Genomic DNA, 13571 nt, shown 5'->3' with positions numbered 1-13571 from the left:
AGCTTCATGGCTACAGCAGCTAACCCGGTCGGTCGCGTCACCCAGGTCATGGGCGCCGTCGTCGACGTTCAGTTCGAGGGCCACCTCCCGGCCATTCTCAATTCGCTGGAAACCAAGAACGGCAGCATCCGCCTCGTGCTGGAAGTTGCGCAGCATCTCGGTGAATCCACCGTGCGCACCATCGCGATGGACGTGACCGAAGGTCTGGTCCGCGGCCAGGAAGTGACCGACACCGGCCAGCCGATCGCGGTTCCGGTGGGCGCCGGCACGCTCGGCCGCATCATGAACGTCATCGGCGAGCCGATCGACGAGGCCGGTCCGATCCAGGCCGAAGGCAAGCGCGCCATCCACCAGGAAGCGCCGAGCTACACCGACCAGTCGACCGAAGCTGAAATTCTCGTCACCGGCATCAAGGTCGTCGATCTCTTGGCTCCGTATGCGAAGGGCGGCAAGATCGGCCTGTTCGGCGGCGCCGGCGTCGGCAAGACGGTGCTGATTCAGGAGCTGATCAACAACGTCGCGAAGGCGCACGGCGGTTACTCTGTGTTCGCAGGCGTCGGCGAGCGTACCCGCGAGGGCAACGACCTCTATCACGAGTTCATCGAGTCCAAGGTCAATGCCGATCCGCACAATCCGGATCCGAGCGTGCAGTCGAAGTGCGCGCTGGTGTTCGGCCAGATGAACGAGCCCCCGGGCGCCCGCGCCCGCGTCGGCCTCACCGGTCTGACCGTCGCCGAACATTTCCGCGACCAGGGCCAGGACGTGCTGTTCTTCGTCGACAACATCTTCCGCTTCACCCAGGCCGGCTCGGAAGTGTCGGCTCTGTTGGGTCGTATTCCTTCGGCCGTGGGTTATCAGCCGACGCTCGCCACCGACATGGGCGCGCTCCAGGAGCGCATCACCACCACGCAGAAGGGCTCGATCACCTCGGTGCAGGCCATCTACGTTCCGGCCGACGACTTGACCGATCCGGCGCCCGCGACCTCGTTCGCGCATTTGGACGCGACCACGGTGTTGAACCGCGCGATCTCGGAAAAGGGCATCTACCCGGCCGTGGACCCGCTCGACTCGACCTCGCGCATGCTCTCGCCGCTCGTCGTCGGTCAGGAGCATTACGACACCGCGCGCATGGTTCAGCAGGTGCTGCAGCGCTACAAGTCGCTCCAGGACATCATTGCCATTCTCGGCATGGACGAGCTTTCGGAAGAGGACAAGCTGACGGTGGCCCGCGCCCGCAAGATCGAGCGCTTCCTGTCGCAGCCGTTCCACGTCGCCGAAATCTTCACCGGCTCGCCCGGCAAGTTCGTCGACCTCGCGGACACCATCAAGGGCTTCCGCGGCCTCTGCGAAGGCAAGTACGATCACCTGCCCGAAGCCGCCTTCTACATGGTCGGCACCATCGAAGAAGCCGTCGAGAAGGGCAAGAAGCTGGCGGCGGAAGCAGCCTAAACTGGCGAATTGCGAATGGGGAGTGGCGAACAGCCGCTCCCTGTTTTTGCACTCGCCATTCGCTACTCACCATTCGCAGGTTCTCCATGGCCACCTTTCACTTCGATCTCGTCTCACCGGAAAAGCTCGCATTCTCGGGCGAGGTCGACCAGGTCGACATCCCCGGCATCGAGGGTGATTTCGGCGTGCTGGCAGGACATGCCCCGGTCGTGGCTGCAATCCGCCCGGGCATCCTCACCATCACCACCGCTGGCCGCCACGAGAAGGTCATCGTGCTCGGCGGCCTCGCCGAAGTCTCCGAAAAGGGCCTGACCGTGCTCGCCGACGTCGCAACGTCGCTGGCCGAACTCGACCGCGCGCAATTCGCCGCGACGATCTCGGAGATGGAAGAGGGTCTGAAGGAGCACGAAGGCGGCGAGCTCGATCAGGCCATCGAGCGGCTCGACCACTACAAGAGCATCCAGCAGCAGCTCAACTCCACGGCTATGCATTAAGCCCCGGCGCACTGCTCCGGGGCTCAAGCCTAAAATTCCTGAACAGGCTCAGCGCTCGTCACGAAAGTGGCGGGCGCTGAAACTTTGTTGCGCCGCGCCGGAGATAGCGGCATTCTGCCGCCGCGGATGAGGTTCCAAGGCGGGTCGCAGATGAAGCGCAAGATCGCAGCGATTTTCGCGGCCGATATTGCCGGCTATTCAAGGCTTGTGGCGGAAGACGAGGAGGAGACGCTGCGGCGTCTGGCGTCCTACCGTGAAGTCATCGACGACTTCATCGCAAAGGCAAACGGGCGCATCTTCAATACGGCGGGCGACGCCGTGCTCGCGGAATTTCCGAGCGCCGTCGACGCGGTGCGCTGCGCGATCGACATCCAGGAATCCTTGCGAACCCGCAACATGGCCTATCCGCCGAGCCGGCAGATGTCGTTCCGGATCGGGATCACCATCGGCGACGTGGTCGAGCGCGACGGCGATCTCCTAGGGGATGGCGTCAACATCGCAGCACGGCTGGAGGGCCTCGCCGAGGTCGGCGGCATCTGCGTCTCCCGCGCCGTGCACGAGCAGGTCGCCAACAAGCTGTCGGTGCAGTTTGCCGATATCGGCGCACAGGAAGTGAAGAACATCCCGACGCCGGTGCACGCCTACATGGTGGCGATGCGGCGCGAGGATGGGACCTACACCACGCCGAAGGTGAAGAAGGCGGCCTCCAAGATGGCCGCGGCACCCGTGTGGATGTGGCCGCTGGTGGTTGCAATCGTCTCGGTCGTCGCCATCCTTGTCACCGGCTTCCTCTACAACACCAAGCTCAAGCAGACGGTCACCGCGGCCGTGACGCCGGCCGCCGCGCCAAGTGCTGCACCGATCCCGGCGCCGACGGCAGTGGCTGCGGCGCCGAGTCCAGCTCCGGCTCCCGCGCCGACCCAGCTCGCCAAGGCGCAGATGGCTCCGTCGAATGCCGGCGCCGCCATGGCGCCGGTGCCCGCGCCGTCACCATCCGCATCGCAGCTCACAGGCAAGCTTGCTGCCGACAGCGTGCCCTTCATCAACGAGCGCGTGCGCAGCTATCTGGCGGGCGACTACTCCGCCTCCGGTGACTACAAGGCCTTCGCACTCAATATCGGCGGCTTCACCGGCTCGGTGTTGAACCAGCCGAGCGAAGAGGCCGCGCGCAACGGCGCGCTCGAGCAGTGCCAGAAGCGCGCCGATGCCGCGCAATCGCCGCGGCGCTGCGAGCTCTATGCGGTCGGCAACAATGTGGTCTACACGCACGGCAAGCCGCCGATGCCGCCGTCTCCTTTTTTCCGGCACGATGCCATGACCGAGCGGGCCTTCGTGTCGAAGGATTTTCCGATGGTGCGGGATCCGGCAAAGGTCCGGCTCGAGAACATGTTTGTGCCGGCGGCGAAATCGCGGACGGTCGCGCTCGGCCCGGGCGGTCAATATTTCATGACGTTGGGCGCACCATCAACCGACGATGCGGCGCGGCGTTCGCTGGAATCCTGCGGCGCGATCGCCGGCGTCGCCTGCATGATCGTCGCGGTCGACGATAATTTTGTCGTGCCGATCCCGACCCTGCTCAGGATCACCGGCTTCTTCCATGCTGCCAGCAATTCCTCGATCGTGGCGGACGCCCGCGACGAGGTCGTACGCAAGCTCGGCGATGCCATGGGCTGGAACGCCGTCGCGGTCGGCACCGCGGGCCGGCCCGGCCTCGGCCTGAAGGCCGCAGATGAGCAGACCGCGGTCAATTCCGCCCTCGCCGACTGCGTCAAGCGCGACAGCGACTGCCACGTCATCGCGATCGGCCCGTTCACGGTGGGGCCGACGAATTAGGGCCGCCGATCGCGGCGAAAATCCCCTAATGATTTCAAACCCATTCCACTGTGCATGGGGTTGTTTCGCAGTTTCAGTTTGCGAAGGGCGCGAACTGCTTCGCCACGGCCTGATAAACCTCGCGCCGGAACGGCACGACGACATCGGGGACACGCTCGAGCCGCTCCCAGCGCCAGGCATCGAACTCCGCCGGCTGGTCGTTGCGCGGCGTCAGCGGGTCGATCTCGTCGTCCTTGCCGGTGAAGCGCAGCGCGAACCATTTTTGCCGCTGGCCGCGGAATTTCGCCAGCCGATGCGTCTGGGGTCCGTCGTAAGGCGGGAACTCGTAGGTGAGCCAGTCCGTCTCGCCAAGATAGCTCGCGCTCTTGACGCTGGTCTCTTCCCAGAGCTCGCGCATCGCCGCATCGCGCAGATCCTCGCCCTCGTCGACGCCGCCCTGCGGCATCTGCCAGTCGAGGCCCGGCAGGATGATCTCGGGTCCGTCGCCCTTGAAGCGATGGCCGATCAGCACGCGGCCTTCGGCATTGAACAGCGCAATGCCGACATTGGGACGGTAGGGCTTTTCATTGGTCACGCGCGGATCTCTCGTCGTCATTCCAGGCGATGCCTTAGCACCGAACTCGGGATGACAATTTGATTTACTGGTCCGCCAGCGCAGAAAATTCCTTCACCACGCGCTCATAGACCGGGCGCTTGAACGGAATGATCAGCTCGGTCAGGTTCTTCATCGGTTCCCAGCGCCAGCTGACGAATTCGGCCTTGTGACCGCCGCCGGGGTTCTCGACATTGATCTCGCTGTCCTTGCCGGTGAAGCGGACCGCGAACCATTTCTGGCGCTGGCCGCGATAGCGGCCCTTCCAGGCGCGCCCCGCGACCGTGCGCGGAATATCGTAGATCAGCCAGTCCTGGACCTCACCAAGCCGCTCGACCGAGCGCACGCTGGTCTCCTCGTAGAGTTCACGCTTGGCGGCGGCCCAATTGTCCTCGCCGGGATCGACGCCGCCCTGCGGCATCTGCCAGACATGGGTGTCGTCGATAGGGTCGATGCCACCGGCACGGCGGCCGATGAACACCAGCCCCTTCGTGTTGATCAGCATCACGCCAACGCAGGTCCGGTAGGGCAGATCCTCGTAACGCGCCATTCCGCCAGACCTCTTGTGCTCTCGGTAGGGCTCGAACAGGCCCGCCGGACCCCTGCCATACCAATCCGTTGATTTAGCTGGATTTTGATTTCAGCATCGCGGTTGTCAATGGCACCAAAAGGATACCTCGGTCGCCCAATGTCTTGGTCCAGGCGCCGATGCGTTCGATCGAGACGGGCAGGGCCGAGGCGGTACCGACGGCGACGCCCCGCTCGCGAGCCGCCGATTCGAGCTTGTTCAGGGCGCGGTCGATCTCGGTCGGGGTCGGAACTGCGTCGATCGCGATGTCGCCCTTGCCGAACGGCATCGCCGCGCTGGCGGTGGCCTGGGGCGCGATGCTGCGGGGCGAGGCGCCATCGTCGAAGAAGCCGAGGCCGCGCTTGGCCGCCTCGCGGATGATCGGCTGCATCGCCGCATCCGTCGCGATGAAGCGGGCGCCCATGAAATTGGCGAGGCCGGCATAGCCCTGCATTCGGCTCAGATGCCAGTACAGGCGGTCCATGTTCTGGTCGGCGCTGAGCGAGGTCAGCAGGGTCTGCGGCCCCGGATCGTTGTCCGGGAAGTCGTAGGGCTCCATCGGGATCTGGAGGAAGATCTCGTGGCGCTGGGCGCGGGCCCGCTCGGCGAGCTTTCCCGGATCGGAGCCATAAGGCGTGAACGCCAGCGTCACCGCCGGCGGCAGCTTCATGATCGCGTCGGTGGTCTTGGCGGCGCCGACGCCGAGGCCGCCGATCACGATCGCGACCACCGGCATCTTGGCGGCCTTGGCGCGGTCGGCCTCGGCCGCATAGACGTTGAACGGCTTCAGGTCGCCGGCGACCACCGGGATCATGCCGTAGCGCGATTTCTCCAGCAGTTTTTGGTCGATCCCGGCCATGACCGGCGGCGGAGCGGAAGCGGCCGCCGCCTCGCCCTTGTCGGCGGCATCGCCGGCGCCGATCACCACGTCGTGGCGCGCACCCGTAGAGCCGTCGATCATGGTGACGGTCTTCTGGTCGCCCGCCTGCTTCGGCGCTTCCTTGGTCTCGTGCTTGTTCTCCTGCTTGGTCTCCTGGCCATGGCCGGAGGCCGCGGGTTTCTCGTCGGCGGCCTTGCCGGGTTCGCGAATCGCGAGCCGCGTCATCGGCTCGCCGCCGAGCGGATCCTTGTTGAAGATGGCGAAGCCGGCAAAGGCGACCAGGAACAGGCCGAGCAGGGTGGCGAGCAGCTGCATGGCCGTGAACGGAAGCCGCAGCCGCCGTTTTCGGCGCGGCTTGTCCTGTCCGAGCGGGGTGCTCAGATCATCGGCCGTTTCAGTCATGCGCGATCCCGAATCACTCACCCATGACGATACCACGCCGGGGTCAAGCGGCGGCAGGCCGGGAGAGGCCGGGGATGTCAGCGTTCCAAGCAAAAAGGGCGGCTCTGGGAGCCGCCCTTTCGTGAGATCGCGTGGATCGCGCCGACCTAGTTCGCCGCCTTCGGCCTGTCGGCCGTGGCCTTGTTGTCGTTGCCCGGCGTCGGCGCCGCGGAGGCGCTGTTCTTGATGCCGTGGAGCAGATCGTCGGCGAGCTTGAGCGCCTTGTCGTCCTTGGCGTCCGGCGGGACGTAGGACTGCGAGCCGGTCTTCTCATCGCCGTCGTTCTTGAGATGGCCGCGCAGCGAAGCCTCGCCCTTGGTGTCGGTGCGCGACTTCAGCTCGTCCGGCACGTCCTGCAGCACCTCGATGTCGGGCACGATGCCCTTGGCCTGGATCGACTTGCCCGACGGCGTGTAGTAGCGCGCCGTGGTCAGACGCAGCGCGCCATTGCCCGAGCCGAGCGGAATGATGGTCTGCACCGAGCCCTTGCCGAACGAGCGCGTGCCGACGATGGTCGCGCGCTTGTGGTCCTGCAGCGCGCCGGCGACGATTTCCGACGCCGAGGCCGAGCCGCCATTGACCAGCACGATGACAGGCTTGCCCTTGGTGAGGTCGCCGGCATGCGCGGCGCGGCGCTGGGTTTCCTCGGCATTGCGGCCGCGGGTCGACACGATCTCGCCCTTCTCCAGGAACGAGTCGGAGACAGTGACCGCTTCCTCGAGCAGGCCGCCCGGGTTGTTGCGGAGGTCGATGACGTAGCCCTTGAGCTTGTCGCCGATCTGATTCGAGAGGTTGGCGACCTCGCGCTTCAGGCCTTCGGTGGTCTGCTCGTTGAAGGTGGTGATGCGGATATAGGCGATGTCGTCGGCCTCGATGCGGGCGCGCACCGAGCGGACCCGGATGTTGTCGCGCACCAGCGTGACGTCGATCGGATTATCCTGGCCCTTGCGGATGATCTTCAGCTTGATCTTGGTGTTGACGGGGCCGCGCATCTTCTCGACCGCCTGGTTCAGGGTCAGGCCCTGCACCGCTTCGTCGTCGAGATTGGTGATGATGTCGTTGGCCATGACGCCGGCGCGCGAGGCGGGCGTGTCGTCGATCGGCGAGACCACCTTGATCAGGCCGTCTTCCATCGTGACCTCGATGCCGAGGCCGCCGAACTCACCGCGGGTCTGCACCTGCATGTCGCGGAAGCTCTTGGCGTCCATGTAGCTCGAATGCGGATCGAGGCCGGTGAGCATGCCGCTGATGGCCGATTCGATCAGCTTGGTGTCGTCGGGCTTCTCGACATAGTCGGAGCGCACGCGCTCGAAGACGTCGCCGAACAAATTGAGCTGGCGATAGGTGTCTGCGGTCGCGGCCCGTGCGCTGGAGCCCATGAAGACCGCGCGCGGCTGGGTCACGAACAGCGTCAGCGCCGCACCGGTGGCCGCGCTGAGGAGGATAACTGAAGTCTTGCGCATCATCCGCGAACCTTCTCGCCTTCATTTGCGGCCCACCATGGGCCTGGATCGATTGGAGTGCCGTCCTTACGGAACTCGACATACAGCACAGGTTGACTCGCGTTCGTGGCGAGAATGGAAGCGACTTGAGAGGTCGACCCCATCGTCGCCACCGGCTCCCCCGTGAGCACAAACTGACCGATGTTGACCGAAATGCGCTCCATCCCGGCGATCAGGACATGATACCCGCCACCGGCGTTGAGGATCAAGAGTTGTCCATAGCTGCGGAACGGGCCTGAATAGACCACCCAGCCGTCACACGGCGTTGTGACCTGGGAGCCGGGCTTGGTTGCCAGCGAAATGCCCTTCTGGACCCCGCCGACCCCGTCGGAACCGCCAAAGTCCCTGATCTTGTTACCGTTAACCGGAAGCGGCAGGAGGCCCTTGGCCGACGCGAAGGCGATCGCCGGGGTGGTCCGGGACCGGTCCTTGAAAGTGCCCGGGCCGGGTTTGGCGTTGGCGGCGGCTTTTGCCTCGGCCTGCCTTGCGGCCTCGGCCGCCTTCTCGGCAGCCTTGGCGGCGCTTTGCAGGTCCTGCTCCATCTTGGCGATCAGCCCCTGGAGATCGCCGACCTGCCTTGAGAGTGTGATCGCGCGCGCGTTCTCGGCATCGAGGTCTTTTTCGCGCGAGGCCTGCTGGCGTTGCCGCTCGTCGACCAGGGCGGTGAGTCGGGTCTGGTCGGTGCGAACCTTGTCGCGATCGGAGGCGAGCTGATCGCGTTCGGCGGCGATGGTCTTGCGCAGGGCCACGAGCTCGCCGAGCTCGCCTGCGATCTTTTCCGCGCGGCCGCGCAATTCCGGCACGACGGCGCCGAGCAGCATCGCGGTGCGCAGGGATTGCAGCGCGTCTTCGGGGCGGACCAGCAGCGCCGGCGGCGTGCGCCGGCCGGCGCGCTGCAACGCTGCCAGCACCTCGACGATGTCGGCGCGGCGCGAATCAAGCGAAGAGCGCATCTGCTGCTCGCGGCCGTTCAACGTCTTCAGCCGCGTTTCGGCTTCGTCGATCTTGGTTTCGACGGCGCGCACATTGGCGGCGGTGTCGATCAATTGCTGATTGAGCTGGGTGCGGTCCTGGCCGAGCGAAGAGATCTCCGACTTCAGCTTGGCCTGCGCCTCTTCCGCACTCTTCTTGCTCGCGCGCGCGGCTTCCAGCTCCTGCTCGCGCTGCTTGATCGCGTCGGGCGAGACGGCTGCGGTCTGCGGCGCCGGCGACTGAGCTTGCGCGAGGCTTGCGCCTGACACGCTCGCGATCAGCAGCAGGTTGATGACAGGCGCTCGCATCGCTCTAGACAAAGGTGCTCGTTGTGGCGCGCATCACGCGCGGTGATAGGGGTGGCCGGCCAGAATGGTGGCGGCCCGATAAAGCTGTTCCAGAAGCATGACGCGGACCATTTGGTGCGGCCAGGTCGCAGAGCCGAACGCGATCGCGAGCTTGGCCTTACGGCGCAATTCGGGCGAAAGTCCGTCCGCCCCTCCGATCACGAAGATAGTATGTCCGGCCCCCTCGTCGCGCCAGCGCCCGAGATGCCGTGCGAATACGGTGGAATCGAGATTCTGGCCGCGCTCGTCCAGCGCCACCAGGATCGATTTTTCCGGAAGGTGCGCGGAGATCGCCGCGGCTTCCTCGGCCATCCGCGTCGCGGTGTCGCGCGCGCGGCTCTCGGGGATTTCGTGGATCAGCAGCTCGCGGAATCCGAGCTTGCGGCCGGCCTCGTCGAACCGCTCGAAATAGCGGTCGGCAAGCTCCCGTTCGGGGCCCTGCTTCAGCCGGCCCACCGCAATGACAGCAATACGCATCTTGGAGTCGTGCTTTCAAGGCCGCACGCAAATTGCGCGCGCACGACGCTAGCATGCGCATCAGCCGATTCGAAATCGGCCTAGGGAGCCTGGATCGCCTTCGCCGCCCCTGGGCCCTGCGTGTACAACCGCTCGAGGTTGTAGAACTCGCGGACCTCGGGTCTGAACACGTGCACGATCACATCGCCGGAATCGATCAGCACCCAGTCGCAATTGGGCAAGCCCTCGACGTGGATGTTCTTGATGCCGTTTTCCTTGAGGCCCTTGGCGACGTTTTCCGCGATCGCGCCGACGTGCCGGTTCACCCGGCCGGTGGTGACGATCATGTAGTCGGAGTACGCCGATTTGCCGCGAAGGTCGATGGTGACCGTCTCTTCCGCCTTCATGTCGTCGAGGCGGGAGAGGATCAGGCTCAGCGTCTTGTCGGCGTCGGGTTGCGCCTTCAAGGCCGCAGCTTGGGTCGATGTTTTACGCGTAGGCTTGGCAACCTTGGGTAAAACAGACTTGGACAATACAGATGTGGTCAGGGACCATTCCTTTCACTGTATCGCGAACGCGAATCCGGCGCTCACTGGTTACACTACATCATGTGGGGTTAAGGGTTTCAATATGCCAGAGAGTCCAAAGCCTACCCCCGTCCCCACAGTCTGACTCACTTCGTACCTTTCCAGCTCCCGTCCGGGTTCCGCAGGCCGGTTGAGGACAAATTGAGCTTCAATCCGGTCAGAAACACCCAGGCCGGCGCCGGCTGATCCGCAAGCAGGGCTGCCTTGTTCTCGGGCAGGCGGTAGCGCGCGAGCGCCTGGGCGGCGGGAGAGGCGAGGGCACGAAAACTCTGTGGCGGGCGATCGATGACCGCAAGCGGCACCTGGTCGGCGATACGCCGCCAGTGCTGCCAACGATGGAATTGAGCGAGGTTGTCGGCGCCCATAATCCAGACAAAGCGCAAGCCCGAGAGGCGGCGGCGCAAGGTGTTGATCGTGTCGATAGTATAGCGGGTACGAATGACGGATTCGAGACAGCTCACCTCGATCCTGGAATCGTTGGCGACGTCGCGCGCGGCCTGCATGCGCTCGCCGAGCTCATGCAGATTGCCGTTCTCCTTCAGCGGATTGCCGGGGGTCACCAGCCACCACACGCGATCGAGTTGGAGGCGTTTCAGCGCGAACTGGCTGATCGCGCGATGGGCCTGGTGCGGCGGATTGAACGAGCCGCCGAGCAGGCCAACGCGCATGCCTTCTGTGTAGGGTGGTATGGCCTGCGCGAAGAAACGCGGCGCGACGAAATTGTTGCTCAATGCCCGCGCCTCACGACTTTACGGCCGCGTTTGCCCGGTGCCGTGAACGCGATATTTGAAGCTCGTCAATTGCTCGGCGCCGACAGGGCCGCGTGCGTGGAAGCGGCCGGTGGCGATGCCGATCTCGGCGCCGAAGCCGAACTCGCCGCCATCGGCGAACTGCGTCGAGGCGTTGTGCAGCACGATCGCGGAATCGACCTCGCTCAGGAATTTGTTCGCAGCCGCTTCATCCGCGCTCACGATCGCATCGGTATGATGCGAGCCGTGGCTCTGGATGTGCGCGATCGCGCCGTCGACGCCGTCCACTACCTTCGCGGCAATGATCGCGTCGAGATATTCGGTGTCCCAATCGTCTTCGCTTGCGGCCTTCACGCGCGCATCGGCCTTTTGCACGGCGTCGTCGCCGCGCACTTCGCATCCCGAGTCGATCAACATCTCGATCAGCGGCTTCAGGTTCTTGTCAGCAGCAGCGCGGTCGACCAGCAGCGTCTCGGCCGCACCACAGACGCCGGTGCGCCGCATTTTTGCATTGAGCACGATCGACTTCGCCATGGCGAGGTCAGCGCTGGCATCGACATAGACGTGATTGACACCTTCGAGATGTGCGAACACCGGCACGCGCGCTTCCTGCTCGACGCGGGCGACGAGGCTCTTGCCGCCGCGCGGCACGATCACGTCAACGGTGCCGTTCAACCCTGATAGCATCATGCCGACCGCGGCACGGTCGCGCGTCGGCACCAGCGTGATCGCAGCTTCGGGCAGGCCCGCTTCGCGCAGGCCCTGCACCAGGCATTGATGGATCGCGCGGCAGGACCGAAAACTGTCGGAGCCGCCACGCAGGATCACGGCATTGCCGGACTTCAGGCACAGCACGCCGGCGTCCGCCGCAACGTTCGGCCGGCTCTCGAAAATCACGCCGACGACGCCGAGCGGCACGCGCACGCGCTCGATGGTCATGCCGTTCGGGCGCTGCCAGCTCTCGGTGACGATGCCGACGGGATCGGCGATGCCGCGCACGATGCTGATGCCCTCGGCCATCGACTCGACACGTGCCGGCGTCAGCGTCAGGCGGTCGATGAAAGAGGAGGTGGCATTGCCGGAGGCGCGGGCATCCGCGACGTCCTCGGCGTTAGCGGCGAGGATGGTGGCGGCATGCTCTCGGATCGCCCGCTCCATGGCTTCCAGCGCCCGGTTCTTCTGCTCCGGCGGCGCCAGCGCCAGCACGCGCGCAGCCGCGCGGGCACGGGTGGCGAGATCGGACATCAGCGCCTGGAGATCGGCAGTGCCGTCAACGGCTTTGAGGGGGGCGGCCATGGGGTTTTCAACCTTTGCTAAGGCGGTGTCCTAGCACGGAAATCCCGCTTTTGCGAAGGGTCCGGAGGGTATGGCAGGTACCCCCGGTGGCGCCCGGCTGGGTCAGTGGCCCACTAGAAAGGACCGCAGCGGCCTTACCCGCCCATCACGAGATCGTCGCGGTGGATCATCTCCGACCGCCCGCTGATGCCGAGGATGGACATCACATCAGGAGAGGAACGGCCCTTGATCCGTTCGGCGACCTCGGCGTCATAGGCGATCAGGCCGCGGCCGATCTCGCTGGTGTCGGGGCCGCGCACGATCACGGCATCGCCGCGGGCGAACTGGCCCTCGACCTTGATGACGCCGGCCGGCAGCAGGCTGGCGCCGGCGCGCAGCGCCGTCACTGCGCCGGCATCGATCGTCAACGTGCCCTTCGGCTCCAGCGTGCCCGCGATCCAGCGCTTTCGCGAGGTGATGGGATTGGCCGGCGTCAGGAACCAGGTGCAGCGGCCGCCATCGGCGATCGCCTGAAGGGGATGCTCGATCTTGCCGGACGCTATCAGCATGTGGGTGCCGCCGGTGGTCGCGATCTTGGCGGCCTCGACCTTGGTGCGCATGCCGCCGCGCGAGAGCTCGGACTCGGCATCTCCCGCCACGGCCTCGATCTCCGAGGAGATGCTGTCGACGACGGGAATAAGCTTTGCGTTCGGATTGTTCTTCGGCGGGGCGTCGTAGAGCCCGTCGATGTCGGAGAGCAGCACCAGCAAATCCGCGCTCGCCATGGTGGCGACGCGCGCGGCGAGGCGGTCGTTGTCGCCGTAGCGGATTTCGTTGGTGGCGACCGTGTCGTTCTCGTTGATCACGGGGATCGCGCGCCATTCCAGCAGCTTGCCGATGGTGGAGCGGGCGTTGAGATAGCGGCGGCGCTCCTCGGTGTCCTGGAGCGTGACCAGAATCTGGCCGGCGCCGATGCCGTGTGCGCCCAGCACCTCCGACCAGATCCGCGCCAGCGCGATCTGGCCGACGGCGGCAGCAGCCTGGCTCTCCTCGAGCTTCAGCGGCCCGCGCGGCAATTTGAGCCGGCTGCGGCCGAGCGCGATCGAGCCCGAGGACACGACCAGCACGTCGCGGCCCTCGCGGTGCAGCTTGGCCATGTCGTCCGCGAGCGCGGCGAGCCAGGACGCCCGCACTTCGCCCTTGTCGGAATCGACCAGCAGCGCGGAGCCGACCTTGACGACGATGCGGCGGAATTGACTGAGTTCGGGGCTGGCCATGTGTGGTTGTGTTGGCGCGTGTGACGAATTGCTTGGAAAACGGCGGAGCGAAAAGGCTGCGCCGGTAAGGCCTGCTTTTGCAGCAGGACGACGGCCGGCGCAAGGCGGCCGGGATGGTAAACGGCACCAATGTCGGCCTTGTGTCGGGC

At 65.5% G+C, this 13571-nt stretch carries 13 protein-coding genes; 3 read left to right on the top strand and 10 right to left on the bottom strand.

The genetic code is table 11. From position 1 onward, the window contains the following. Positions 1–6: 6 nt before the first annotated feature. From atpD to B5V03_RS10350, 3 genes are all read left to right on the top strand, one after another. Positions 7–1449, top strand: coding sequence for a F0F1 ATP synthase subunit beta (gene atpD / locus B5V03_RS10360; protein ID WP_129269807.1), 1443 nt, complete (start codon positions 7–9; stop codon positions 1447–1449). Positions 1450–1535: 86 nt separating this feature from the next. Beyond that, positions 1536–1943: a F0F1 ATP synthase subunit epsilon gene (locus B5V03_RS10355; protein WP_129269805.1), complete on the top strand. Its 408-nt coding sequence runs from the start codon at positions 1536–1538 to the stop codon at positions 1941–1943. Between the two features lie 150 nt (positions 1944–2093). Then, a complete protein-coding gene (locus tag B5V03_RS10350; RefSeq protein WP_129269803.1) occupies positions 2094–3776 on the top strand; it encodes an adenylate/guanylate cyclase domain-containing protein in 1683 nt (560 codons plus the stop codon). A 73-nt stretch (positions 3777–3849) separates the two neighbouring features. On the opposite strand, the gene B5V03_RS10345 is transcribed toward B5V03_RS10350, so the two are convergent. The 10 genes from B5V03_RS10345 to proB form a co-directional block, all read right to left on the bottom strand. Then, positions 3850–4350: an RNA pyrophosphohydrolase gene (locus B5V03_RS10345; protein ID WP_129269801.1), complete on the bottom strand. Its 501-nt coding sequence runs from the start codon at positions 4348–4350 to the stop codon at positions 3850–3852. Between the two features lie 64 nt (positions 4351–4414). After that, positions 4415–4918, bottom strand: a complete 504-nt coding sequence (locus B5V03_RS10340) for an RNA pyrophosphohydrolase (protein WP_129269799.1) — start codon at positions 4916–4918, stop codon at positions 4415–4417. Positions 4919–4991: 73 nt separating this feature from the next. Continuing rightward, positions 4992–6218 (bottom strand): divergent polysaccharide deacetylase family protein, encoded by a 1227-nt coding sequence (locus B5V03_RS10335; RefSeq protein WP_129269797.1) that lies wholly within the window; start codon positions 6216–6218, stop codon positions 4992–4994. Positions 6219–6364: 146 nt separating this feature from the next. Next, complete coding sequence (locus B5V03_RS10330; RefSeq protein WP_129269795.1) at positions 6365–7723, bottom strand: S41 family peptidase; 1359 nt, start codon at positions 7721–7723, stop codon at positions 6365–6367. Further along, positions 7720–9039: a murein hydrolase activator EnvC family protein gene (locus B5V03_RS10325; RefSeq protein WP_129269793.1), complete on the bottom strand. Its 1320-nt coding sequence runs from the start codon at positions 9037–9039 to the stop codon at positions 7720–7722. Before B5V03_RS10325 ends, B5V03_RS10330 begins: the two co-directional genes overlap by 4 nt. A 33-nt stretch (positions 9040–9072) precedes the next feature. Continuing rightward, positions 9073–9555 carry a 23S rRNA (pseudouridine(1915)-N(3))-methyltransferase RlmH gene (gene rlmH, locus B5V03_RS10320; protein ID WP_129269791.1) on the bottom strand — a complete coding sequence of 161 codons (483 nt, stop codon included), beginning with the start codon at positions 9553–9555 and terminating at the stop codon, positions 9073–9075. 80 nt (positions 9556–9635) lie between these two features. After that, a complete protein-coding gene (gene rsfS / locus B5V03_RS10315) occupies positions 9636–10001 on the bottom strand; it encodes a ribosome silencing factor (RefSeq protein ID WP_129269789.1) in 366 nt (121 codons plus the stop codon). A 206-nt stretch (positions 10002–10207) separates the two neighbouring features. Beyond that, positions 10208–10852: a nicotinate-nucleotide adenylyltransferase gene (locus tag B5V03_RS10310; protein ID WP_129269787.1), complete on the bottom strand. Its 645-nt coding sequence runs from the start codon at positions 10850–10852 to the stop codon at positions 10208–10210. An 18-nt stretch (positions 10853–10870) separates the two neighbouring features. Then, positions 10871–12166 carry a glutamate-5-semialdehyde dehydrogenase gene (locus B5V03_RS10305; RefSeq protein WP_129269785.1) on the bottom strand — a complete coding sequence of 432 codons (1296 nt, stop codon included), beginning with the start codon at positions 12164–12166 and terminating at the stop codon, positions 10871–10873. A gap of 134 nt (positions 12167–12300) precedes the next feature. Then, positions 12301–13422: a glutamate 5-kinase gene (gene proB, locus B5V03_RS10300; RefSeq protein WP_129269783.1), complete on the bottom strand. Its 1122-nt coding sequence runs from the start codon at positions 13420–13422 to the stop codon at positions 12301–12303. Positions 13423–13571: the final 149 nt, after the last annotated feature.

Source organism: Bradyrhizobium betae, from assembly GCF_004123905.1.
Classification (GTDB): domain Bacteria; phylum Pseudomonadota; class Alphaproteobacteria; order Rhizobiales; family Xanthobacteraceae; genus Bradyrhizobium; species Bradyrhizobium betae_A.
This window is presented reverse-complemented; position numbering and strand designations above follow the sequence as displayed.

What these genes read in the sequence shown, in the direction of transcription:
- rlmH (WP_129269791.1), bottom strand. Translation starts at nt 9,555, where the DNA reads ATGCGTATTGCTGTCATTGCGGTGGGCCGGCTGAAGCAGGGCCCCGAA.
- B5V03_RS10325 (WP_129269793.1), bottom strand. Translation starts at nt 9,039, where the DNA reads ATGCGAGCGCCTGTCATCAACCTGCTGCTGATCGCGAGCGTGTCAGGC.
- atpD (WP_129269807.1), top strand. Translation starts at nt 7, where the DNA reads ATGGCTACAGCAGCTAACCCGGTCGGTCGCGTCACCCAGGTCATGGGC.
- proB (WP_129269783.1), bottom strand. Translation starts at nt 13,422, where the DNA reads ATGGCCAGCCCCGAACTCAGTCAATTCCGCCGCATCGTCGTCAAGGTC.
- B5V03_RS10330 (WP_129269795.1), bottom strand. Translation starts at nt 7,723, where the DNA reads ATGATGCGCAAGACTTCAGTTATCCTCCTCAGCGCGGCCACCGGTGCG.
- B5V03_RS10350 (WP_129269803.1), top strand. Translation starts at nt 2,094, where the DNA reads ATGAAGCGCAAGATCGCAGCGATTTTCGCGGCCGATATTGCCGGCTAT.
- B5V03_RS10305 (WP_129269785.1), bottom strand. Translation starts at nt 12,166, where the DNA reads ATGGCCGCCCCCCTCAAAGCCGTTGACGGCACTGCCGATCTCCAGGCG.
- B5V03_RS10340 (WP_129269799.1), bottom strand. Translation starts at nt 4,918, where the DNA reads ATGGCGCGTTACGAGGATCTGCCCTACCGGACCTGCGTTGGCGTGATG.
- B5V03_RS10335 (WP_129269797.1), bottom strand. Translation starts at nt 6,218, where the DNA reads ATGACTGAAACGGCCGATGATCTGAGCACCCCGCTCGGACAGGACAAG.
- B5V03_RS10355 (WP_129269805.1), top strand. Translation starts at nt 1,536, where the DNA reads ATGGCCACCTTTCACTTCGATCTCGTCTCACCGGAAAAGCTCGCATTC.